This window comes from Leifsonia sp. Ger2509, from assembly GCF_055231915.1.
The window spans coordinates 3449083-3470860 of record NZ_JBUYVB010000003.1 but is presented as its reverse complement, the minus strand read 5'-3'; the positions used below and the strand labels follow the sequence as shown (position 1 = coordinate 3470860).

The following is a 21778-nucleotide window of genomic DNA, read 5'->3' as shown; positions in this document are numbered from 1 at the left end:
TGCGGCCGACACCAGTCCCTCGCGCAACGCGACTGTCAGCCCAGCGACTCCAGAAGGTCGTTCGACGGCACGAAGAATGTCGTTCCGGTTGCCGCCGTCGAGAAGTCGAGAATGCGGTCGTACGATCCGAGCGGGTCGCCCATGAACATCCGCCGCAGCATCTGCTCGATCACCCACAGGTCCCGCGAATAGCCGATGAAGTAGGTCCCGAATTCGCCACTGCCCGGACGCCCGAACGGCATGTTGTCCCGGAGAATGTCGTGCTCGACGCCGTTCGCGTCTGTGATCGTGGCGAGCGTCTTGTGCGAGGGACGCAGCTCGGTGTCGCCATCGAGTTCGACATTGTCGGCCTTGGTCCGCCCGATGACGCGTTCCTGCTCGTCGGTCGACAGCGCGGCCCAGGCGTCCAGATCGTGAAGGTATTTCTGCACAACAACGTAGCTGCCACCCACGAACTCCGGATCCTCGTCGCCGATCAACGATGACATCCACATGGAGTCGCCGGTCGGGTTCTCGGTGCCGTCCACGAACCCCAGCAGGTCACGCGCATCGAAGTAGCGGAACCCGCTGACCTCGTCGACGACCGTGACGGCGTCGCCCAGCGCATCCAGCAGTAACCGTTCGAGCTCGAAACACATGTCGCTGCGCTCACTCCGAATATGGAACAGCAGGTCCCCCGGTGTCGACACGGCAGTGTGACGACTCCCGTCCGGACGTTCGGCCCCGACGATCCGAGGAAATACATGCAGCTGGGCTGGACGCGAGGACTGCCCGAACCGATCCCACGCTTCGCGTCCGATACCGACATTGCAGGAAAGGCGCCCGTTCAGGTCCCGGAAGCCGACGGCCCGCACGAGCGCACCCATGTCCGCGATCACGGAACGAGCGGTCGCGAGTGCCTTCTCCGAATCCCCGATAGTGACCACGAGGAAGATCGCGGATGCGGACAGCGGAGCATTGACGCTCTGCGGCTCGATCGGTACGCGGTTCCAGCTTCCGTCTGACATCCGGTCCTCCCCTGCTCCTTCGAGCAGGTTAGCGTGCGCGAAGGCCGTTGCACAGAGGCTCAGCGCCCGACTGCGTACCCCTGCATGCCCCGCGGATTCGCGGCTGCACGAACGATGCCATCCAACCAGGACACGGCGGACAACCGACCGAGCGCCCAGGGTCCGCTCACGTCGATCCGGTGCCCAAGCCGACGCAGTTCTTCGATGACCTCATCCCCCAGTCGGCTCTCGACGACGAGACCGGCAGGTTCCCAGTCGCGAGGCCAGAACGAACTCACGAGCGAGGTGGTGTGGAAGCTGGGTGCGTCGATCGCGGCCTGCAGGCTGTAGCCGCCGACGACATGCCGGATCAGGAACGGCAACTGCCACTGCTCCTGCTGGTCCCCGCCGGGCGAGCCGAACGCGGCATACGCACGTCCGTCCTTCACGAGCACGGTCGGGGTCAGGGTGGTGCGCGGCCGCAGCCCCGGCGTGAGCGTCGTCGGGAGTCCGGGTTCGAGCCTGGTCATCTGCAGGCGCGTCCCGAGCGCGAACCCGACAGAGGGGATGTAGGGAGACGACTGCAACCAGCCACCGGACGGGGTTGCAGCGACCAGGTTGCCCCAGCGGTCGACGACATCGATGTGGCAGGTGTCGCCGCGTGCTTCGCCGCGGACGCCCAGGGTCGGTTCGCCGGATGCTGCACTCGCGACGCGTGCTTCGCCGCGGACGCCCAGGGTCGGTTCGCCGGATGCTGCACTCGTGACGGGCGCTTCGGTCGCGTCGACGGGCGCGGACCCGGCGACGGGGTGATCGCCGAGCGAGCGATCGCCGTACCCCGGAACAGAACCGGGACGCAGCTCGGCCGAGGCGCTCGACTCGATGAGCGCACGGCGCTCGGCAGCGTATTCGGCCGAGAGCAGGTGCTCGACCGGGACATCGACGCCGTCCCCGTAGTACGCGTCACGGTCGGCGAAGGCGAGCTTCTGTGCTTCGACGATGCGGTGGATGCCCGCAGCCGTCGAGGGGTCGAGCTCGTCGTCCTCGTAACCGTCGAGGATCGCGAGTGCCTGGAGGAACGCGGGACCCTGCGACCACGGCCCGGCCTTCAGGACGGTTCGTCCACGGAAGGTTCCGGAAACCGGCGCCTCCCAGCTCGCCCGGAACCCGGCGAAGTCGCTCGCGGCGATCACGCCGGCATGCCGCTCGCCGGACGAGTCGAGGGCTGGAGTCGCGACGAACTCCTCCACCTTCTCGCCGACGACCGCGCCCGCCCAGGCTGCGCGTGCGGCGTCGATCCGTTCCTCGCGCGTCGCCGCAGCATCCGCCCCAGCGAGAAGCTGCTGCAACGTGGCCGCCCACGCTTTATTGCGCACGACCGAGCCCGTGGCCGGTGCGACACCATCGACCAGCCACTGGTCGGCGGAGGTCGGCCACTCGGTGCGGAACAACTCCGCGACGGCGCCGATGGTTTTCACGACGCCGGGAGCGACAGGATGTCCATCGCGCGCGTACCCGATCGCGTACTCCCAGACATCCGCGAGTTCCCACGTACCGCGGTCGCGCAGCAGCAGCAGCCAGGCATCCACGGATCCGGGAATCGCTGCGGCCAGGAAACCGGAGCCCGGCACGAGACCGAGACCGAGCTCGCGGTAGGCGGCGGCAGACGCTCCCGCCGGCGCCGGACCCTGCCCCATGAGCACCTGCGGCTCTTCACCGGTCGGCGCGACGATCGCGACGAGGTCGCCGCCCGGTCCATTCAGGTGCGGCTCGACGACATGCAGGACGAACGCCCCGGCGACCGCGGCGTCGAACGCGTTCCCACCGCGCTCCAGCACGGATTGCGCGCTCTGGCTCGCCAGCCAGTGGGTCGACGCGGCCATGCCGAATGTGCCCTCGAGGGTGGGCCGAGTCGTGAAGGCATCCGGCTGGGTGAAGGGGGCCATCGATGATCCTTTCGCGTACGGGCGCTCTCGCCACGTCTGCTTCCACCGTATAGAGTGACGCACGAATCCCGGGACCGCACGGTGAGGTGCGCCTCCCGAAACGATGCGGCGAAGGGTGGTTCGCATGCCAGGCATCCTGCTGAACGACGGTTCCACGATCGATGCGGTGATCGAGGGAACCGGTCCGGCCATCCTGCTCCCCGTCGACCCGGTGCCGGTCGACGGCGACCGGGCCGATGAGCTCCGCAGGTGGGGTGTCGATCCGGCTCTCGGACGCCGACTCGTCGACGGTCTGAGCGACCGGTTCCGCGTCGTCGCGTTCGACTACGAGGGGCACCTGGCCGAGCATCCGAAACCCGACACCCTCACGCCGGACAACGTCGCTTTCGATTTCCTGACGGTCGCGGATGCGGTGGGCGCCGAGCGGTTCGCCTTCTACGGCTATTCCTGGCTTGCTCTCGCAGGACTCCAGCTCGCGTTGCGCACCGACCGGCTCTCGGCGCTGGTGATGGGCGGCTACCCGCCGCTCGACGGGCCCTACGAGGAGATGCTCGCGGTGACCGAGGCCGGCCACGACCGGGCGATCGAAGCGGCCGAGCGCCGGGCGGCCGGTGCGGAGGGCGATGCAGAGGGCGGAGCTGAGGGCGGTGACGCATCCGACACCGCCAGCGCATCCGACGCCGCCGCATCCGACGCCGCCGACTTCGATCCCGCCGACTTCGATTGGTCGTCCGTCGAGATCACGCTGACCGAGGAGCAGACCCGCCAGTACCTCACCCTCTACCGAGAGCTGCAGGGCTTCGACGACCGCTCGATCCAGGACCGTCTCACGATTCCGCGCCTGTGCTTCGCCGGCTCAGCGGACACGATCGACTACGGCGAGACCTGGGGTGACGTGACGGTGGATCTCGCGGGTCCGCTCGTGCGCGAACGCGACACGCTCGAGAGACTCGGTTGGCAGGTGAACGTGCTCGAAGGCCTCGACCACACGGGCGCGATGCAGCCGGATGCGGTGCTCCCGATCATCCGTCCGTGGTTGTCCGACAGGCTGCTCTGATTCCGCCCGGTGCGGATGTCGAGAAACGCGCATCCGCTCCGACTCACCTGTGACGCGTCCAGCAGGGCGCCCGATCCCCGGAGGAACCATGAAGTACATGATCATGATGTTCGGCAGCGCCGAGTCGATGATGGAGACGCGGACACCCGAGTGGGTGCGCGAGATGATCGGCGCGATGATCCAACTCGACAAGGACCTGACCGACGCGGGTGAGATGGTCTTCAACGAAGGGCTCGCCGATCCGAGCACAGCGAAGACGGTCCGCCTGGTCGACGGCGCGGTCACAACGACCGATGGTCCGTTCGCGGAGGCCAAGGAGTCCGTCATCGGTTTCTGGATCGTCGACGTCGAGAGCGAGGCGCGGCTGCTCGAGATCACCGAGAGCATCGTGAAGTGGTCGAACGTGGTCGAAGTGCGCCCGATCCCGGGCGGGCCGCCGGAAGTCTGAGGCCGACGGGTGCGTTTCGAGGAGGCGCTGCGCGATGCCGCGCCGTACGCGCTCGGCACGCTCGTGCGCCGGTACGGCCAGTTCGACGCGTGCGAGGATGCGGTCCAGGAGGCGCTGATCGCCGCAGCCGCGACCTGGCCGGTTGACGGCATCCCCGACAGCCCGCGCGCCTGGCTGACGACGGTCGCCGACCGCAGGCTCACGGACGCCTGGCGCAGTGAGAGTGCTCGTCGGAGGCGGGAACAGACCGTGCTGGAGTCCGAACCGCCGGGAGAAGCCGAGGTGAGCGACGACGACGACACGTTGCGTCTGATCTTCCTCTGCTGCCATCCAGCGCTCTCGGGACCATCGCAGCTCGCACTGACCCTGCGGGCGGTGGGCGGGCTGACGACGGCAGAGATCGCGAGTGCGTTCCTCGTGCCTGAGACGACGATGGCACAACGGATCAGTCGGGCCAAGCAGAGCATCCGTGCGGCCGGTGCCCGCTTCATCCTGCCCGATGCGACCGAGCGGGCCTCTCGGCTCCGTGTCGTACTCCAGGTGCTCTACCTCATCTTCAACGAGGGCTATGCGGCCCGGTCGGGTGACTCCCTGCAGCGCTCCGACCTCACGGCCGAGGCGATCCGCATCACGCGGATGCTGCAGGGGCTGCAGCCCGAGGAGGGCGAGGTCAACGGCCTGCTGGCGCTGATGCTGCTGACGGATGCGCGGAGTGCGGCACGCGAGACCAAGGACGGCCGGCTGGTCCCGCTGGCCGAGCAGCGACGGGAGCTGTGGGATCGCGCGACGATCGACGAGGGGGTCGCCCTGCTGACGCGCACACTCGGTCGCGGTGTCGTCGGCCCGTATCAGCTCCAGGCGGCGATCGCGGCGGTGCACGACGAGGCTCCGAGCGATGACGAGACGGACTGGCGGCAGATCCTCGCCCTGTACGACGTGCTCGACCGTGTCGCGCCGTCCCCGGTGGTCACCCTGAACCGGGCGGTGGCGCTCGCCCGCGTCGACGGACCGCGCGCCGGCCTCGCGCTGCTCGGGACGCTCGACGGGGATGACCGGATCACCACCAGCCACCGCCTCGACGCGGTGCGAGCCCACCTTCTCGAGCGGGCCGGCGACCTTCCCTCGGCCGCGGAGGCCTACGGCCGGGCCGCCCGCGCCGCTCTCAACAGTCAGGAGCGCGACTACCTCCGCTCCCAGGCGGCGCGGGTCGGGGCATCCCTGCGCGGATGATCGGCCGGGGCCAACGAACAACGCTTCGAGACATGTGAGGACATCGTCGGCCACGCCACAGCCGACTCAAAGGTACGGACCCCTAGCATCGACACGGTACGTGTCAAGAATCGTCGATGGGATGAATCCGGATGGCAACAGGCAAGGGCGCGAACGGTCCGTCGAAGCGCGACCGTCGCGAGGAGGCCCGCGAGCACGCGCGTCAGATGCGCGAAGAGGCTCGCAAGCGTGCCGCACGCCGCAAAGCGTGGCTCCAGGGGTCCATCGGCGTCGCTGTGATCGCGATCCTCGCCATCGTCGGACTCTTCGTCTACAACGGCGTCTCCGCGTCGGCGAACGTTGCCAACCCCAAGAACATGGTCAGCAACGGCATCCTGCTCACGAGCACGACCAAGGCGGTCACCACCCCGGCGATCGCCAAGGGCGAGAACCCGACGCCGACGACCCAGACGAACGACGCGGGCAAGGCGAACATCACGATGTACGTCGACTACCAGTGCCCGTACTGCAGCGAGTTCGAGACCGCGAACGCGACCCAGATCGGCCAGTGGCTCAACGGCGGTATCGCGACCGTCGAGATCCACCCGATCGCCATCCTCGACAACTCGTCGAGCGGCACCAAGTACTCGACCCGCGCGGCCAACGCCGCCGCGTGTGTGGCGAACTACGACCCGAACAAGTACTACGCAGTGAACAGTGCCCTGTTCGCGAACCAGCCGGCCGAGGGCAGCACGGGACTGACGGATGAGAAGATCCTGTCCGTGCTGAAGGGAGCGGGCGCGAGTTCGTCCGCGATCACCAAGTGCGTGAACGACCAGACCTTCAAGGACTGGGTCAGTTCGGCGACGAACCGCGTGCTCACGAAACCGCTGCCGAACTCGACGATGGCGAAGCTGACGGGTACGCCGACGGTGATCGTCAACGGCCAGCAGTACAAGGGTTCGCTGACCGACGCCAACGCGTTCCTGCAGTTCGTCGGCTCGGCTGTGCAGTCCGCATCGAAGGGTTCGACGGCGACACCGACACCGACGCCGAGCAAGTAGCCAACCGCAGGAGCCGGGCGGGCGGAGCAGCGCTTCCCCGTCCGGCGCACGGTGGCCGAGCACTCGGAGCCCGGTGCTCCCGAGGCAGCCGCTTCGTCATACTCCGGCGGCCCCAGCGCATTGACGCTCGGGCCTGCCGGAGTAGCGTTCACCCCATGAGTAACGAGAACATCACCCCGCAGTTCGACGCGGACGGACACGATGCGCTGGGGTACGACAAAGACGGCGACAAGGACTACGCGCTCGACGACACGATCGGCGACGACGACTTCGCCGACCACCTGGTGACGAACGACGCCGTCGCCGGTGAGACCGTGTGGTCCGGTGCCGGCGACGGCAACGATGGGCCGACGGGCGGTTCGCCCGGCGAGGCGTCACCGACCTACGACGAGCACAACAGGCAGGACGACCCGTTCGACGCGATCCCCAACGACGACGACTTCGTCGAATAGGTCAGGCGCCGGGCAGGTCAGCGCCCGGCAGGTCAGCGCCCGGCAGGTCAGCGCCGGGCAGGTCAGACCGAGGCCTGCGTGATCCGGATCATGTTGCCCGACGGGTCGCGGAAGGCGCAATCGCGGGGACCCCACGGCTGGTCGATGGGCTCCTGGAGCACCTCCGCCCCGGCTGCGCGCAACGTCTCGAACGTTGCGTCCAGGTCGTCGGTCCAGAAGACGATCGGGCCGAGCGCGCCCTTGGTGACCAGCTCCTGAAGCGTGTCGCCGTCGGCCTGCGAACGCCCGGCGTGCGGCTCCGAGAGCACGATGCCCAGTTCGGGCTGCTCGTCGCTGCCGAGGGTCACCCAGCGGTGCCCGCCGCTGGCCACATCGTTGCGAACCGCGAGGCCGAGTGCGTCGCGATAGAAGGCGACCGACTCGTCGACGTCGTTGACGGTGATGTTCGTGTACTGAAGTGAGATTGTCATACCGACAACGCTAGGCAGCGCTGTCGTCTGCGGCTTCTCGAATCCTGCTCGTCTTGGTGCGCGTCGGACGCGTTCGCGCCTTTGCTTCGCACGGCGGCATCGCGGTCACCGCGTGGTGCTCCCGCTGGCGGTACGCGGTGGGTGTCTCGCCCATGATCTCGGTGAAGCGGGAGCTGAACGAGCCGAGCGAGGTACAGCCGACGGTCATGCACGCGTCGGTGACGCTCATCCCCTCGCGCAGCAGCGCCATGGCACGTTCGATGCGACGGGTCATCAGGTAGGCGTAAGGCGTCTCGCCGTAGGCCGCACGGAACTGGCGCGAGAAATGCGCCGGCGACATCAGCGCACGCGAGGCGAGGGTCGGCACGTCGAGCGGCCGGGCGTACTCCCGGTCGATGAAGTCACGTGCCCGGCGCAGGTGCGCGAGGTTGGCGAGCTCCTGAGGCGTCATGAGACGAGGCTACTACCGGCGTGCGACACGTCAACCCGCTGGCACGGACATCCGTTTCACGACCTGTCGCCGACTCAGTGCCGGGGAGTCGCGTCGAAGAGGGCCGACGGATCCGCCGACCGGTACGGCACCGCGAAGAAGCCGAAGAACTCCGCCTCGTTGCCCGAATAGCCGAACGTTGTGCCCCGCTCCGGATGCGCCGTGCTGAACGTGATCGTCACCTCGGTGTCCGGCACATTGCTGTCGTAGACCGAGACCGTCGTCGTGCTGCCGCTGTCCTGGTAGGCGTAAGCCAGCACCTGGTGGTTCTTGCCGAGGTCCGCCGGATTGGTCGAGTTGACCAGGATCAGCCCAAGCGGGCACGGCTTGCCTGCGTCGATCGCGCGTCGCACCTTCGGAAGCTCCTCCTCGACCGTGCGATAGGAGGTTCCGTGGATGACCAGGCCGAGGCCGACATCCTCGCGGCCCAGCACCATCCATTCGTAGTATTCGGCGACGCCCGCCGGGATGTTGAAGCTGTCGATCAGGCGGCGCACGATGTAGTCGAAGGCGGGCGAGTCGGCGGGAGGATTCTGGTCCGACTCGGGAGGCAGCCGCTTTGCGACGAACAGGTCGGCTGCAGCGAACGCCATGCCGCCGCAGAGACCGTTGGACGCGTCGCCGATCGGGATGGATCCGAACGGTGTGGCGATCTTCACGTCCGGTTCGGACGGCCACGAGTTCGGGTAGTGCAGACCGTTGGTGCTCGGTGCGAATCCTGTCAGCGTTCCCATCGTCGATCCCCTCCTGCTCGATGGTCTTCCTAGCTCGCGGCGACGAGCCCGTCCCACGACCAGCGCGGAACCGGCAGGTCATCCGGAACGTCGTCCGGCCCCTCCGGATGGCTCGCCATCGAGGTGGTCGTCGCCCAGGCGAAGTAGTCGTGAAGAATTCCGCGAAGGCGATCGTCGGCGTCGAGTCCGACATCCGCGAGCGCGACGTCGAAGCACGCGATCGCACGGTCGTCCATGTCATGGTGTTCGCCGTTGCCGCTGTGCAGACGCACGACGCTCGTCTCGGTGCCGTAGCGATCCGTGTAGTCGGCCGGGCCGCCGAGAGCCTCACCCCAGTAGGCCGCGAGGCGCTGGGCGTGATCCGGGCGGACGCCGTGGTGGAATGCGTGGGCGACCACCTCATCCGCCATCACCCGCTCGTGCCATGCGGCGGCCAGGCGCAGCAGTCCCTCCGCACCACCGGCCGCCTCGAACACCGTCTGCATGATGCCAAGGCTGCCACGTTCCGCGGCGGCGGGGTAGAGGGACTGCGTTGCCGCCTGCGTCAGCGCCTGCCATCCGCGGCCCCAGTTGACTTTGCGGATGAACGCGCCTACCGTCCGCCTAAACCGGTTTAGATCTCGCAATACCGGCCTGAGGAAAAGGAACCGCAACGATGCGACCACCCCACACACCAGCACCACGCAGATCAGCACCACGCAGATCAGCACCACGCACATCACCAGCACCACGCAGCTCAGCACTGCGGCGCGGCTTGGCGATAGCCACCGTCGCCGCCACCGCCACAGCGATCGCGATCGCGGGCCAGCTGCCCGCCTCCGCAGCGCCATCGACCGCCGCTGCCTCCGCATCCGCCACCAGAACCCCGGCATCCCATCCCTCCCCGACGACGACCCCCAGGCTCACCAACCTCGCGCACCTCGACTGGCTGCTCGACTCCGTGCCGCTCCTGGCGAACGTCCCCGGTCACACCACGTACCGGCAAGCAACCGAGCCGACCGCGACAGCGCCGTGGGTGTACGCGAACCGCAACGCCGACGGGACGTTCACGCACGTCGGCGGCGGCCCGATCACGGATCCGGTCAAGGGCTACTACTCGCAGGGTTCGTTCGACGCCGACGACATCTCCCGCTCGGCCGTGGTCTACCTGCGCGACTGGGCGCAGAACCACACCCCGTCGAGCAAGCAGCACGCGTATGAGCTGTTGCGCGAACTGACCTACCTGCAGACCTCGAGCGGCCCGAACGCGGGCAACGTGGTGCTGTGGCAGCAGCACGACGGCACGCTCAACCCGAGCGCGATCCCCGTGGAGCTGCCGAACCCGAGCGACTCGGCAGAGTCCTTCTGGCTGGCCCGCACGGTCTGGGCTCTCGGCGAAGGCTACGCCGGCTTCAAGACCGCGGACCCGGCGTTCGCCGACTTCCTGCAACAGCGCATGACTCTCGCTCTCGACGCCCTCGGCAAGCAGTCGCTCGCCAAGTACGGCACGACCGAGATCGCGAACGGCGTGAAGGTTCCCGGCTGGCTGATCGTCGATAGTGCAAGTGCTACCTCCGAAGCGGTGCTCGGCCTCAGCGCCTACGTCAGGGCGGCACCGGGCGACCAGACCGCGGCGACCACACTGGCCCGCTACGCCGACGGAATCAACCGGATGGCGAGCGGCGGCATCGGAAAGTGGCCGTTCGGCGCCATCCTGCCCGAAGAGAACTCGCCGACCTTCTGGCACGCCTGGGGAGGGATGGAGCCGGCGGCGCTCTCGACGGCCGCATCCGTTCTGCACAGGGCTGACTACCAGCGGACCGCAGCGGTCGACACCGCCCAGTTCACCGCGCAGCTGCTCGCGACCGGCGGACCGGGCAACGGCTGGACTCCGACGCCCGCCGACCAGACGCAGATCGCGTACGGTGTCGACTCGCGGGTCGAAGGCCTGCTCGCCGTCGCGGATGCGACCCACGCGGGCGGACTCGACCAGCTGGCGGGCGCCCAGGCGGCCTGGTACTTCGGTGCCAACCCCGCCGGCGTTCCGGTCTACGACCCGGCAACAGGAGTGTGCGTAGACGGAATCAACTCCGACACGACGATCAACCACAACTGCGGCGCCGAGTCGACCATCCACACCGAGCTGTCGATGCTGGCACTGGATGCGCATCCGGACGTCGCCCGGATCGCCACGTCGCTGAACCGCACCACCGCGACCGACGGTCTGACCGTCGTCGAAGCCGAGAGCGGAACGCTCACCGGCTCCGCGACGATCATCACTCCCCCGTCGGCCTGGACCGGTTCGGCCAACTGGTCGGGCGGCAAGTTCGTGCAGGCGAACGCCGGTGACACGCTGACGCTGACGCTTCCGCAGCTGGCGGGCGCGCACCGCATCCTGCCGATCGCGGACCTCGGCAACCCATCGGGAACCGGGTCGACCAGTTGGATGGCGACGGCCCGCTCACGGATGACCAACCTCGGCACGAGCTCGAACTCGACGCACGCGCCGCAGGGGATCGCACCGACTACGGTCTACCTGCAGCCCCAGACGCTGCCGGGCACGGCACCCGCAGGCACGACGACACTCACCGCCCGGATGGGCGGCGCCGTCTCGCTGGATGCGGTGATGCTTCAGCCGGTCGTCTCGCACCTCGGCCAGGCGGGACCGAGCACGAGTCGTGACATCTACGTCAACGGCACGGATGCTCGGACCTGGCAGAAACTGAGCGCGAGCGGGCCGGTCATGGTTCAGCGTTACGACCGGTACGGCCAGGCGGTCGGCGGACCGTCGAAGCTCGGATCGCACGCGAACGTCACAGTGGAAGCCGGCGGGTTCACGGTGGTGAGCTCGCGCTGACGGGAGCGTGAAGGGAGGGGCCCCGCCTCGTGGTCGCGGTTTGCGCGGTTGCGGGGCGGGGCCCCTCGTGTGTGGTTGAGGAGTCTCGTCCCTCCCTACTCACTGCGACGTCGGGGGCGTTTCTTCGCGTGCTGGAGTGCTTGCTCGGCTATCAGCAGGTAGTCGTGACGCGACTCGGTCAGGACCAGCGAATCCTCACCGTACGCGTCGAACGCGATATCGACGAGTTGCTCAGCCCGTGTGATTCCAGCATGTCGCGCCAGAATCCCCAGATCGTGAAGATCCTGTTCGCGAGCAGCGGCCAACTTCATGGCAATCAGATCGTTCGTTGTGGCAACCGTGAGCGTCACCCCCTCGCCGGCGACGTCGGGCGATAGCCAGCCGGGTGGGATGAACGGCGTGCTGTTGGCGTTCAGCCACGAGAGCGGAAGGTCCCGCTCTCGCGCCATCTTCGCAACGACACTGAGAACGTCGTCGCGAGGGCGGAATGCAGCGTCCACATCCTGTGTCGTTCGAATGTCACTGTCGTTCGGATATAACAAGGCCATCGCCGAGCCGCCCACGATATGGATCCGGGCGCTCACGCCAGTGGCTTCAAGTCGCTCCTTCAACTCGTCAAGCAGCTCACGCACCCCAGCTGGGTCCATCTGGTGCTCGCTGTGCGCCATCAAGCCCTCGACAGACTGCGCTCATCGATGAAGATGTTCAGCCGGCGCAAGTAGTCGGGTGTTGAGGTCTTCGCACGCTCCCGAAGGACCGGGAACTGCGAGACGAACCAAGGCTCAGCCAGCTTTCTGGCCTTCGTCCACTCCGGGCGTCGCGATCCCGCGAGCGCGTGGGCGTAGCTTGCGCGCATGAGGGTGTCCCATTTGGGGTCCGGAAGCGGCGTCGGAGCGATGTCTAGTTCCGAACGGTCCATCGCGGCGAGATTGCTCGCGAGCTCCTGCGTTCCCTGGGTGAGCAGTCTCAGTGCGAAGGTGGGATCCCGATCAGTAACGAGTGCATCCGCCATGGACGCCGCGACACGGTACGGCGCATACCTGGACAGAGGGCTCTCTGGTCCCGCCGTCAATCGCAGGCCGGCACCCATCGCTGCCAGCGCGTCCCTGAGCGACTTGAGCTTGATCGTTCCTTCGTTCTCGGAACGCTCGAGCTGCGAAATCGCGCTCGGAGTCACGTGAAGGCGGCGCGCAAGCTCGTTCACGCTGATGCCCTGGGCGAGCCGCGTCGCCTTGATCGTCGATGCCAATGCCCCTCCTTCATGTTGAGAATATGTAGCTATAGCTACAATTGTCAACCGCGTGGGGGCCTTGGGAATTCCTCGCTACCTGTCGACGATGTACGCAATATCCCAGAGCTCGATTTCGAGCTGGGCCTTCAGCTCTCGTTCGCGCAGGCACCACTCATCTCGCGCGGCAACGGAAGACCATTCCCCGTCGAGGTTCACGTGCGCTTGCCAGAAGGCGGCCCAGTCAAGGAGTCCGGTCGCCAGTCTGTCGCTTATGTCCAAAGATGATTCCTCGGCCAAACCGTGGCTGACGTGCCAGACGGGCCATGCGACTCCATGCTCGGGCCGCACCCGCAAGCCGACCAGCTCGCCTGCCCTCTGACGTTCAGCGCGCTTGATCGCACGCTCCGGCGCAATCCCAGGTGGCACCCGCAACTCGATCTGCGTGACCGGATCGACGATCCAGGTGTCGTTGCCAGAAGTCACCCCTTGAGCTTATGGGCGTGACCGCCTGCTCTTCTCGCGCATCATTCAGCCTGCCCCGCGGCCCGGCCGCGGGCCCGCGTGCGATCAGGCCGTCCGCGGAGCGCGCAGCACGACCGCGGACGTAATGCCGAGCACCACGATGCCGATCGCCTCGACGATGACCGTCTCGGGCACGAGCGTGAAGCTCCACACCTCGTGGATACCGAAGAGCCCGACCGTCAGCGCGATGAGCAGCGCGAGAAGGCTCGCGATCACGAACAGCAGGCTCAGCACTGCGGCGATCGCAAAAAGCCTGCCGCGCAGGGCGAGCATCCCGATCGCCAGCACGACAGCCGCGACCACGTTGAGGATGAAGAGCACGCCGAGCAGTCCGCCGACGCCGTCGAAGACCAGGAAGAGGTGGATGCCGGCGATCGCAAGAAGCACGATCGCGCTCAGGACCCGCATGGTCGTCAGAAGACCGTTGCTGCGTCCCGTCAACTGGATATCCGTGTCAGCCATGTGAAGCTCGCTTTCGATTCTGTCCCCCGGCGGAGACCGTCACAGAAGACACGAGGGGGCGGGCGAAAGGGTTCAATCCGGCTGGATGCGGAATGCCGGCGCGGCGAGCTTCTCGACCGTCGGGATGTCCGGCTCAGCCCAGTCCAGTTCGCCGAGTTCGCGCGGCTCGAGCCACCGGAGCCGGTCATGGTCTGTGCTCCGAGTCGGCCGCTCCCCCTCCAGTTCGGCGCGAAAACATCGCAGACGGATGAGCACGGCATCGACCGTCACCGACGTGTCCTCGAGAAGCGACCCGACCCAGATGTCGACGTCGAGTTCTTCACGGATCTCCCGCGCCAGCGCCGCTTCCGGCGATTCCCCGTGGTCGATCTTGCCGCCCGGGAACTCCCACTTGCCCGCGGCATCCTTGCCCGGCGCGCGCCGGCACGCGAGGATGCGCCCACCATCCACGATCACAGCCGCTACGACATCGAGCGCCCGGGACGCTGCGGGCACGGCGCGACTCTGCGGAACCGTCACGCCTGCGCTGCGCGCTCGGACAATCGGATGACCGGGATGCGCCGATCCGTCACCGTCTCGTACTTGGCGAACTGGGGCGCCGCCGCCACGATCTGGCGCCACGCCTCAGCGCGTTCGGCACCGTGGAGCTGCACCGCGCTCACCTCGACGACACGGCCGGCCACGGTGATCCGAACGCGGTCGGGGTGGGCCGCAATGTTGTAGTACCAGGCGGGATTCCGGGCGCCCCCACCCGCGGATGCCACAATGATCCAGCTGCCGTCGTCGCCCGGAAACCAGGCAACGGGGTTCGACCGCTCGAGTCCGCTCTTCTTGCCGACACTCGTGACGACGAGCGCGTTCGTCCCTCCGAAGCCGCGACCGCTGCGCGCGACCCGCTTTGCCATCCGCGTGTTCATCCAGTGCATCAAGCGACCGGGACGCGGTTGCCTCGCGCCATAGGTGCCGTTGCGGGCGTCGAAGGTGCCCGTCATCGCCGGTGCAGCTTCAGCACCGGGATCAAGCGCGTCGTGCGCGCCTCGTAGCTCTGGAACCCGGGGCTCGCCGCTTTGAACTTCTCCCAGCCGGCGTCGCGTTCGGCGCCCTTGAGCTCCTCCACGTGCACGGCGACTTCGCCTTCGCCCGGCAGCTCGACCATGACGTCGGGGTGCGCGAGGAGGTTGAAGTACCAGGCGGGATGGTCATCCGCACCCGCTTTGGATGCTGCGACGAGCCAGCCGTCGCCATCCTCGATCTTCATCACCGGCGTCACGCGTTCGACGCCGCTCTTCGCGCCGATGTGGTGCAGCAGCACGAGGCTGCGGCCGAAGCCGCGTGAGTTGACCGTGCCGTCATTGGCGCGGAACTCCGCGATGATCGGTTCGTTCCAGTTGGTGTGACCAGATTCCGACATGAGACCGCCTTTGCTTTCGTGTTTCGATTATCAGGCGCTCCGCTCGTTGCGCATAGTGCGGCAGGCATCACATCGGTGGCGGCGGATGCCCGACCGACTCCACGACAGCCCGCACGCTCCGCTCCAGGAACGCAGTGACCTCATCCGCCGCCAGATCCGCGTCGATCACACTCTCGACGAGGGCCTCCTCCGCAAACGCCACCCACGACCGGAGCGCGATCCGCAGCAGCACCGAGTCCTCGAATCCGAGTTCGAGGAAGACGGCCACCACCCGCGCGGCCTGGAGTTCGCGCGCCTGCTCGACGACCTCGCGCACCTCCTGGTCACCGCTGGCCACACCGCGCACGAGCGAGTAGAACGTCCCCCGGTGGTCGCGCACGAACTGCACGATCCGCCCCAACGTGTCGCGCAGCCGCTCCAGCGGAGGCAGCTCGGCGACAGGCTCCGTGGCCCGCAGCATGCTGTCGCGAGCGGTGCGGACGACCTCGCGGTGGAGCCCCTGCTTGGACCCGAAATAGTGGAACAGGAGCGCCCGAGACACGCCCGCCTGCTCGGACAGTTTCTCGATCGTCAACTCCTCGAGGGGATGGTCGGCGAGCGAAGCCACCCCGAGGGCGACGAGCTGGGCTCGACGCTCGTCGGGGGTCAGCCGGGTTCGCCGATCCTCCTGCATGGTGCGAGCCTAGCCGCCGCATCCGCGCCGCGACCCTCCGAGCATCCGCCTATTGACTTTTCGTCAATAGCGAATAGAGTCCCTAAGCGAAGCCGAATGACACCCGGATGGGGGTCGTGCGACTCCCCCGTTGAACGAAGATCGAGGAGGATCTGTGAAGTTCCGCAAGCTCACCGGCACGCACACCGGGCGCATCATTCTCGCCGCCGTCCCTGTCGCCGTCGTCTCGACGCTCCTCATGGCCGGCGTCGCCAACGGAGCCGTTCCGGTCTCCTTCTCGGTATCGGGCAGCCAGTTCCAGATCAGCGCATCCAAACTCGACGGAACATCCTTCTCCCAGTACGCCGGAGTCGCGCCCGACACGGCCGGCAAACCGCACCAGGTCGCGATCGCGAACATCGGTTCGGCCAGCCTCTCCGACCTCTGCCAGTCCGTCGTCACGGACACTCCTCTCGGCAAGGTCGGCCTGCTGATCACCGCGGGCGGCGGCGGCAAGCCGGCGACCGCGACCGACCTGCAGATCGGCATGACCGACCTCAAGGGCGAATCGACGTTCAAGAACATCCGGATCGGCGTTGATGCGTCCACCGTCAACACCAGCCACAAAGGCAGCGCGGGCGACTTCGCACAGGATGCGGACTCGGTCACGATCAGGAACCTGCAGCAGACGGCGTGGAGCACCCAGGCGTCAGTGTTCACGCTGACCGGGATGCACGTTCAGCTCACCGACGGCTCGCACGGATGCTTCTGATGGTGGACGCGCGCGAAGGAACTTCCCGCATGACGACCGGACGCTGGGCCCGGTTCGGCGCGTGGCGCCGCGAACGCCCGTTCGTCGGCGGGATACTCGCCGCCCTCGCCGGCGTCGAACTGTTCTTCTCCGGGCAGCTCGATCTGGGCAAGATCCACGTGCAGCTCGGCATCGAAGGCCTGCAGGCGACCATCGTCCCCGTGCTCCTCGTCCTGCTGGGCGTGCTCGTCATCACGATGCCCGCACACCGCATCTTCTACGGCGTCATCGCCCTCGCGGTGTCCGTCTATTCGCTCGTCGGCGTGAACCTCGGCGGATTCTTCGTCGGGATGCTCCTGGGCGTCGTCGGCGGCATCCTCACGGTCTCGTGGATGCCTCGGTCGGCGGATGCGGATGCCCGCGACGGCGAGCCGGTCACCCCTTCGCTCGCGGATGCGCCCGCCGAGTCGCGAGCAGAGGCCGCGCACGTTGCTCGGAGTCGATCCTGAGCCGGCGGTCACGCATCCGGAACCGCAGCCGTGCCCCGCTGGGGGTCGGCGCGACAGGTCTCGCGCTGGTGCTTGCGGCGACCGGGATCGGTGCGTCGTGGGCGCCGGAAGGCGCCCGTGCCGACCTGTGCATCCCGATCATCGCGCCGTGTGGTGCGTCGCCTTCGCCGTCACCATCCCCGTCGCCGTCGCCGTCGCCGACGATCCCGCTGCCCATCGCACCGATCCCGGGCATCGGCACGAGCCCTGTGCCGGGTGTGCCGGGCACGCCATCCCCGACCGCTCCGCCGACTGCGGTCCGTGACCCGGGCGCGCCGATCTTCACGCAACCGGCAGCGCAACTCACCGGATCATCCATCACCTTCACCGGCCTGCACTCGGTCACCCTCGTCACCGTCCCGCTCGCCGACGGTCGCCGAGTGCCGGTGCTGAAGCTCACGGCCGACGACATCGTGATCAAGGACTTCCACCTGAACGTGCGCAAGCAGACGGGCCCCGCCCTGATTTCGGATGCGCGAACGATGGAGCTGCGCGGAAACGTGCAGGTCTACGTCGACTCAGCGACGGCGACCCTGCTCGATGGGGCGCCTTTCACGCTCGGAGCGGCGACACCTCCGCCGGACAGCGGGGTCCCTCCCACGCTGCTGCGCGTGAACCTCGGGCTCGTCGGCGTGACTGCGGCGTCGATCAGTCTGATCCCGTCGCACCAGGCGCTTCACGGGTAGCGGGGTCGTCGGTGGGAGGCGTTGGTGGCTGCTGCCGAGCCCGGCGACCGATGTGATCGAGCAGAATTCGAGAAGCGGTGGTCGCGCGCCGACCTTAGATTGGTCTCAGAACAGACACAGGGAGGACACCATGACCACCATCTTCAGCAAAGAAGAAAAGGCCGCGATGCGGGCAACCGTCGCGGAGAAGAAGGCCGCCCAGCAGGGCGCGGACGCTGCCGCAGCGTGCGATGAAGCTATCGCCGCACTGACCGGCACCGACAAGGAACTCGCCGAGGCCTTCCACCAGCTGGTCGCCGAGAACACGTCGCTCGCAGCGAAGACCTGGTACGGGATGCCCGCCTACGCCGATGCCGAGGGCAGGGTCGTCGTCGCCTTCAAGCCTGGTTCGAAGTTCAAGATCCGCTACGCGACCCTCGAGTTCCAGCAGGCGGCGGTCTTCGACGACGGCAACGTGTGGCCGGTCGGGTTCGCGGTGACGAAGATGGATGCTGCGGACAAGAAGCGGATCGCGGAGATTCTGCGGGCGGCTGTCGGGGCGTGACGGCGCCCGGATGGCCTTCGCACCGCGGGTAGTATGCGGCGCATGGCCATCAAACTTGAGAATGTCGGCATAGCCGTTCGCGACCTAGAAGAGACGATCTCCTTCTTCACGGACCTCGGTCTCACCGTCGTCGGCCGTGACACGATCAGCGGCGAGTGGGCCGACACCGCGGTCGACCTCGATGGCAACCACGCCAAGATCGCGATGCTCCAGACGCCAGACGGTCACGGCCAACTCGAGCTTTTCGAATACATCCACCCTGATGCGATCGAGACGGAGCAGACGCGTCCGAACGAGATCGGGATGCATCGGGTGGCCTTCTCAGTCGATGACATCGATGAGGCGCTTGCGATTGCGGCGAAGCATGGTTGTTACCCGCTTCGTGGGGTGGCCACGTATGAGGACATCTACAAGCTGACCTACATCAACGGCCCGAGCGGGATCATCGTGATGCTCGCACAGGAGTTGAAGAAGGGCTAAGCGCGTGTCGCCGATGCGCCTTGGAGGGACCCAAAACTACGTGCAGGATTTAGGTACCGTCCAAATTGCCGCCGCACCTGTGCCGGGAGTCAGCTTGTTGGCGCGGCCGTCAGGGGGGTGAGGGGAACCTTTACCCGAACGTGAACGAGTAGGCCTGCACGCCCTTCGGGATCCGTACGGTCAGCGTCCCCGCGCCCGACGACCCGTCGGACACGAGGGTGCGCGCGTTCGGTACTCCATCCACGTGAACAGTGGTGGCCTTCCCATCCCGCTCGATCTGCACATCCCCCGTGCCCGAGAGCACGATCTGGACCACCTTCGCGGTGAAGTCCAGCCGGATGCTCGCAGCATCCGCCGACGGAGTGATCGACTGGGTCCCGACATCCCACCCCCCCTGCAGCGCGAAGGAATTCGCTGGCTGTTCGGCCGGCAGCGAAAACTCCGCGGCGCCGGACGAGTACGGCACTCCCCCGCCGAAATTCGCCGCCTTCGTGTAGCCGAGGTACGTCTCTTGCGTAATCTTCGAGGTCGGCGGCGTCGTGTCGGCCAGGTCAGTCGAGGCCGGAAGGGTCGCGGACGGGTTGGCCTGCTGCAACAGCTGGCGGATCAGCCCCTCGGTCTGGGCGTAGTTGCCCTCGCCGAACTGGATGTTGCGCACAGCGCCGCTCGCATCGATCAGGTAGTGCGCGGGCCAGTAGCGGTTGCGGTAGTTCGTCCAGGTCGACAGGGTGTTGTCGATCGCGACCGGGTACGTGATCCCGAACCCCTTCGCCGCCGACTCGACGTTGGCCGGCACCCTCTCGAACGCATACTCCGGGGCGTGGATGCCGATGACCTCGAGTCCCGCATCCTTGTACGTCTTGTCCCACGCGACGACGTGCGGGAGTGAGCGCTGGCAGTTGATGCAGGAGTACGCCCAGAAGTCGACCAGGACGACCTTGCCGTGCAGCTGGTTCAGGGCGACCGGCTTGTCACCCGGTGTGTTGAACCACTGCTGGATGCCCGTGATCTCCGGCGCGGTCCCGCAGCTCTCCAGCGTGGACGCATTGTTGGAGCACTTCGAGAGGTCCTTGTTCTCGGCGTTCACGAGGCCCCCGAAGTTCAGGGCCTTGGACACCTGGCCCGAGTTGGAGAACTGGTCCTGCAGCGTGGAGGTGTAGTCAGGGATGAGCTGCTGCAGCATCTGAGGGAGGTTGAACAGGAGGCCCACCGCGAGGACGATCATCAGGATTCCACCCGTCATCCGGATGCGCTTCTGGTGCTTGCGGAACGACTTCACCCGCTCGGCGACGCGGCGCCCGGCGAGAGCGAAGATGAGAAGGGGGATGGCGGCGCCGATCGCGAAGGAGAGGGTGAGGATGATCGTCTCGATCCCGATCCGCCCGGTCGAGCCGGCGACCGTGATCGCGGCGAGTACCGGCCCGGCGCAGGGCACGTAGACCGCGCCGAGCGCGATCCCGAGGACGAAACCGCCGCGGTCGGTGCCGACGTTGCGCTGCGGGATCCACGAGAACGGCTTCTCGAGCAGTTCCTCGAAGCGCGGGACGATCAGGCCGATGCCGAGCAGCAGCAGGACGACGATGCCCGCGTAGCGGAGGACGTCCTGCGGGAGGTGCAGCACCGCGAGCAGCAGTGAGCCGAGCAGCGTGAACACGCTGAAGGAGACGACCAGGCCGAGGATCACCTGGTACGGCCGCCACTTGGAGACGGTGCGCTCCGGCTCCGGCGCGGTCGCCGTGTCCTCTCTGTTCAGGGTGGCGGTGGATGCGCGGCCACCTACCGACGAGGCCGCGTTCGAGTCGCCCCCGGCAGTCGTGGCCGCCGCAGCGCCACGCGTCCGCGTTGAAGACCGGGCGCTCTGCGCGCCGCCGGAGAAGAAGATGACGGGCAGTACGGGGAGGATGCACGGCGAGATGCCGGTGATGAGGCCGCCGAGGAATCCGATCAGCGCGAGGGTCAGGTACATGCTCCGCATTCGGAACGCCGGGCCGCTGCGGATTGCCGGGGGACCGCATCCGACCGGTTTCGATCTCATTCCAATCCGTTCACGACCGTCGTTCCGAACGCCCGGCAGAACGACGAACACCGTCATCCACCAAAGGAGCCTTACTCATGCGCAGTTCCAAGATCTCCCTCGCGGCAGCCAGCGTCGTTGCCCTCGCCGCGCTCTCGCTCACCGCCTGCTCGTCCGGGACCGGCTCGGCATCGGGCACGGGCTCTTCGATGAGCTCGTCCAGCCCATCCGCATCCGCCACCATGGATCCGGCCGCCGACCTCGTCGGTCCCGGATGCGCCGCCTACGCGAAGCAGGTGCCGAGCGGCTCCGGCTCGGTCGCGGGCATGGCGCAGGACCCGGTCGCGACCGCGGCGAGCAACAACCCGCTGCTGACCACCCTGGTGGCGGCCGTCTCCGGCAAGATCAACTCGAAGGTGAACCTGGTCAGCACGCTCGACGGCAGCGAGTTCACCGTCTTCGCTCCGGTCGACGACGCGTTCAAGAAGATACCCGCAGCGACCATCGACACGCTCAAGACGGATGCGGGCGCCCCGACGTTGAGCAGCATCCTGACCTACCATGTGGTCGCCGGCCAGATCGCGCCGAAGGACATCGTCGGCACGCACAAGACCGTTGAGGGCAGCGATGTGACCGTAACCGGTTCCGGGGACAACCTGAAGGTCAACGACGCGAACGTCATCTGCGGCGGCGTGCACACCGCGAACGCCACGGTGTACCTCATCGACTCGGTGCTGATGCCTCCGGCGAAGTAATTGCATAATCCCTCTGGGCCGCTGGATGCA

At 67.3% G+C, this 21778-nt stretch carries 28 protein-coding genes; 12 read left to right on the top strand and 16 right to left on the bottom strand.

Annotation, left to right across the window (positions count from 1 at the left end; translation table 11 throughout):
• Nucleotides 1-35 precede the first annotated feature (35 nt).
• Both ACV7NN_RS16860 and ACV7NN_RS16855 read right to left on the bottom strand, forming a co-directional pair.
• Nucleotides 36-1007, bottom strand: a complete 972-nt coding sequence (locus ACV7NN_RS16860) for a Dyp-type peroxidase (RefSeq protein ID WP_463350711.1) — start codon at nucleotides 1005-1007, stop codon at nucleotides 36-38.
• A 59-nt stretch (nucleotides 1008-1066) separates the two neighbouring features.
• Nucleotides 1067-2932, bottom strand: coding sequence for a gamma-glutamyltransferase family protein (locus ACV7NN_RS16855; protein ID WP_463350710.1), 1866 nt, complete (start codon nucleotides 2930-2932; stop codon nucleotides 1067-1069).
• Between the two features lie 124 nt (nucleotides 2933-3056).
• Here ACV7NN_RS16855 and ACV7NN_RS16850 point away from each other — a divergent pair, with 124 nt between their 5' ends.
• The 5 genes from ACV7NN_RS16850 to ACV7NN_RS16830 all read left to right on the top strand — a co-directional run bounded on the left by ACV7NN_RS16850 (nucleotide 3057) and on the right by ACV7NN_RS16830 (nucleotide 7162).
• The gene (locus ACV7NN_RS16850) at nucleotides 3057-3989 is read left to right on the top strand and encodes an alpha/beta fold hydrolase (RefSeq protein ID WP_463350709.1); all 933 of its coding nucleotides are present in this window, start codon (nucleotides 3057-3059) and stop codon (nucleotides 3987-3989) included.
• 88 nt (nucleotides 3990-4077) lie between these two features.
• Entirely contained in the window at nucleotides 4078-4437 is a 360-nt protein-coding gene (locus tag ACV7NN_RS16845; protein ID WP_463350708.1) for a YciI family protein, read from the top strand.
• 9 nt (nucleotides 4438-4446) lie between these two features.
• Entirely contained in the window at nucleotides 4447-5667 is a 1221-nt protein-coding gene (locus ACV7NN_RS16840; protein WP_463350707.1) for an RNA polymerase sigma factor, read from the top strand.
• Nucleotides 5668-5798: 131 nt separating this feature from the next.
• On the top strand, nucleotides 5799-6710 hold the full coding sequence (locus ACV7NN_RS16835; protein WP_463350706.1) for a DsbA family protein: 912 nt from the start codon (nucleotides 5799-5801) through the stop codon (nucleotides 6708-6710).
• A 155-nt stretch (nucleotides 6711-6865) separates the two neighbouring features.
• The gene (locus ACV7NN_RS16830) at nucleotides 6866-7162 is read left to right on the top strand and encodes a hypothetical protein (protein WP_463350705.1); all 297 of its coding nucleotides are present in this window, start codon (nucleotides 6866-6868) and stop codon (nucleotides 7160-7162) included.
• Nucleotide 7163: 1 nt separating this feature from the next.
• Here ACV7NN_RS16830 and ACV7NN_RS16825 read toward each other — a convergent pair whose 3' ends face one another.
• The 5 genes from ACV7NN_RS16825 to ACV7NN_RS16805 form a co-directional block, all read right to left on the bottom strand.
• The gene (locus ACV7NN_RS16825; protein WP_463351314.1) at nucleotides 7164-7208 is read right to left on the bottom strand and encodes a hypothetical protein; all 45 of its coding nucleotides are present in this window, start codon (nucleotides 7206-7208) and stop codon (nucleotides 7164-7166) included.
• A gap of 16 nt (nucleotides 7209-7224) precedes the next feature.
• Nucleotides 7225-7632 carry a VOC family protein gene (locus tag ACV7NN_RS16820; RefSeq protein ID WP_463350704.1) on the bottom strand — a complete coding sequence of 136 codons (408 nt, stop codon included), beginning with the start codon at nucleotides 7630-7632 and terminating at the stop codon, nucleotides 7225-7227.
• Nucleotides 7633-7642: 10 nt separating this feature from the next.
• Nucleotides 7643-8083, bottom strand: coding sequence for a helix-turn-helix transcriptional regulator (locus tag ACV7NN_RS16815; protein ID WP_463350703.1), 441 nt, complete (start codon nucleotides 8081-8083; stop codon nucleotides 7643-7645).
• Between the two features lie 74 nt (nucleotides 8084-8157).
• Nucleotides 8158-8856, bottom strand: coding sequence for a hypothetical protein (locus ACV7NN_RS16810; protein ID WP_463350702.1), 699 nt, complete (start codon nucleotides 8854-8856; stop codon nucleotides 8158-8160).
• 29 nt (nucleotides 8857-8885) lie between these two features.
• Nucleotides 8886-9599, bottom strand: a complete 714-nt coding sequence (locus ACV7NN_RS16805) for a group II truncated hemoglobin (RefSeq protein WP_463350701.1) — start codon at nucleotides 9597-9599, stop codon at nucleotides 8886-8888.
• 11 nt (nucleotides 9600-9610) lie between these two features.
• Between ACV7NN_RS16805 and ACV7NN_RS16800 the strand changes: the two genes are divergently transcribed.
• Complete coding sequence (locus tag ACV7NN_RS16800) at nucleotides 9611-11692, top strand: hypothetical protein (protein ID WP_463350700.1); 2082 nt, start codon at nucleotides 9611-9613, stop codon at nucleotides 11690-11692.
• Nucleotides 11693-11787: 95 nt separating this feature from the next.
• On the opposite strand, the gene ACV7NN_RS16795 is transcribed toward ACV7NN_RS16800, so the two are convergent.
• The 8 genes from ACV7NN_RS16795 to ACV7NN_RS16760 form a co-directional block, all read right to left on the bottom strand.
• Complete coding sequence (locus tag ACV7NN_RS16795) at nucleotides 11788-12324, bottom strand: DUF6036 family nucleotidyltransferase (RefSeq protein ID WP_463350699.1); 537 nt, start codon at nucleotides 12322-12324, stop codon at nucleotides 11788-11790.
• 35 nt (nucleotides 12325-12359) lie between these two features.
• The gene (locus ACV7NN_RS16790; protein ID WP_463350698.1) at nucleotides 12360-12941 is read right to left on the bottom strand and encodes a helix-turn-helix domain-containing protein; all 582 of its coding nucleotides are present in this window, start codon (nucleotides 12939-12941) and stop codon (nucleotides 12360-12362) included.
• Nucleotides 12942-13016: 75 nt separating this feature from the next.
• On the bottom strand, nucleotides 13017-13406 hold the full coding sequence (locus ACV7NN_RS16785; RefSeq protein WP_463350697.1) for a hypothetical protein: 390 nt from the start codon (nucleotides 13404-13406) through the stop codon (nucleotides 13017-13019).
• 84 nt (nucleotides 13407-13490) lie between these two features.
• Nucleotides 13491-13907 carry a hypothetical protein gene (locus ACV7NN_RS16780; protein WP_463350696.1) on the bottom strand — a complete coding sequence of 139 codons (417 nt, stop codon included), beginning with the start codon at nucleotides 13905-13907 and terminating at the stop codon, nucleotides 13491-13493.
• Between the two features lie 72 nt (nucleotides 13908-13979).
• Nucleotides 13980-14402, bottom strand: a complete 423-nt coding sequence (locus ACV7NN_RS16775; RefSeq protein WP_463350695.1) for a (deoxy)nucleoside triphosphate pyrophosphohydrolase — start codon at nucleotides 14400-14402, stop codon at nucleotides 13980-13982.
• A gap of 20 nt (nucleotides 14403-14422) precedes the next feature.
• Nucleotides 14423-14812: a nitroreductase/quinone reductase family protein gene (locus ACV7NN_RS16770; RefSeq protein ID WP_463350694.1), complete on the bottom strand. Its 390-nt coding sequence runs from the start codon at nucleotides 14810-14812 to the stop codon at nucleotides 14423-14425.
• 83 nt (nucleotides 14813-14895) lie between these two features.
• Nucleotides 14896-15318 (bottom strand): nitroreductase/quinone reductase family protein, encoded by a 423-nt coding sequence (locus ACV7NN_RS16765; RefSeq protein WP_463350693.1) that lies wholly within the window; start codon nucleotides 15316-15318, stop codon nucleotides 14896-14898.
• Nucleotides 15319-15385: 67 nt separating this feature from the next.
• The gene (locus ACV7NN_RS16760; protein WP_463350692.1) at nucleotides 15386-15991 is read right to left on the bottom strand and encodes a TetR/AcrR family transcriptional regulator; all 606 of its coding nucleotides are present in this window, start codon (nucleotides 15989-15991) and stop codon (nucleotides 15386-15388) included.
• A 154-nt stretch (nucleotides 15992-16145) separates the two neighbouring features.
• Between ACV7NN_RS16760 and ACV7NN_RS16755 the strand changes: the two genes are divergently transcribed.
• The 5 genes from ACV7NN_RS16755 to ACV7NN_RS16735 all read left to right on the top strand — a co-directional run bounded on the left by ACV7NN_RS16755 (nucleotide 16146) and on the right by ACV7NN_RS16735 (nucleotide 18979).
• Nucleotides 16146-16742, top strand: coding sequence for a DUF6230 family protein (locus tag ACV7NN_RS16755; RefSeq protein ID WP_463350691.1), 597 nt, complete (start codon nucleotides 16146-16148; stop codon nucleotides 16740-16742).
• 29 nt (nucleotides 16743-16771) lie between these two features.
• Nucleotides 16772-17230 (top strand): DUF6114 domain-containing protein, encoded by a 459-nt coding sequence (locus ACV7NN_RS16750; protein WP_463350690.1) that lies wholly within the window; start codon nucleotides 16772-16774, stop codon nucleotides 17228-17230.
• A 68-nt stretch (nucleotides 17231-17298) separates the two neighbouring features.
• A complete protein-coding gene (locus tag ACV7NN_RS16745) occupies nucleotides 17299-17955 on the top strand; it encodes a hypothetical protein (protein ID WP_463350689.1) in 657 nt (218 codons plus the stop codon).
• A gap of 130 nt (nucleotides 17956-18085) precedes the next feature.
• Complete coding sequence (locus ACV7NN_RS16740) at nucleotides 18086-18499, top strand: hypothetical protein (RefSeq protein ID WP_463350688.1); 414 nt, start codon at nucleotides 18086-18088, stop codon at nucleotides 18497-18499.
• Between the two features lie 42 nt (nucleotides 18500-18541).
• Nucleotides 18542-18979 carry a VOC family protein gene (locus ACV7NN_RS16735; RefSeq protein WP_463350687.1) on the top strand — a complete coding sequence of 146 codons (438 nt, stop codon included), beginning with the start codon at nucleotides 18542-18544 and terminating at the stop codon, nucleotides 18977-18979.
• A gap of 130 nt (nucleotides 18980-19109) precedes the next feature.
• On the opposite strand, the gene ACV7NN_RS16730 is transcribed toward ACV7NN_RS16735, so the two are convergent.
• The gene (locus ACV7NN_RS16730) at nucleotides 19110-20945 is read right to left on the bottom strand and encodes a cytochrome c biogenesis protein DipZ (protein WP_463350686.1); all 1836 of its coding nucleotides are present in this window, start codon (nucleotides 20943-20945) and stop codon (nucleotides 19110-19112) included.
• A 146-nt stretch (nucleotides 20946-21091) separates the two neighbouring features.
• Between ACV7NN_RS16730 and ACV7NN_RS16725 the strand changes: the two genes are divergently transcribed.
• Nucleotides 21092-21748, top strand: coding sequence for a fasciclin domain-containing protein (locus ACV7NN_RS16725; RefSeq protein WP_463350685.1), 657 nt, complete (start codon nucleotides 21092-21094; stop codon nucleotides 21746-21748).
• The last annotated feature ends 30 nt before the right edge of the window (nucleotides 21749-21778 follow it).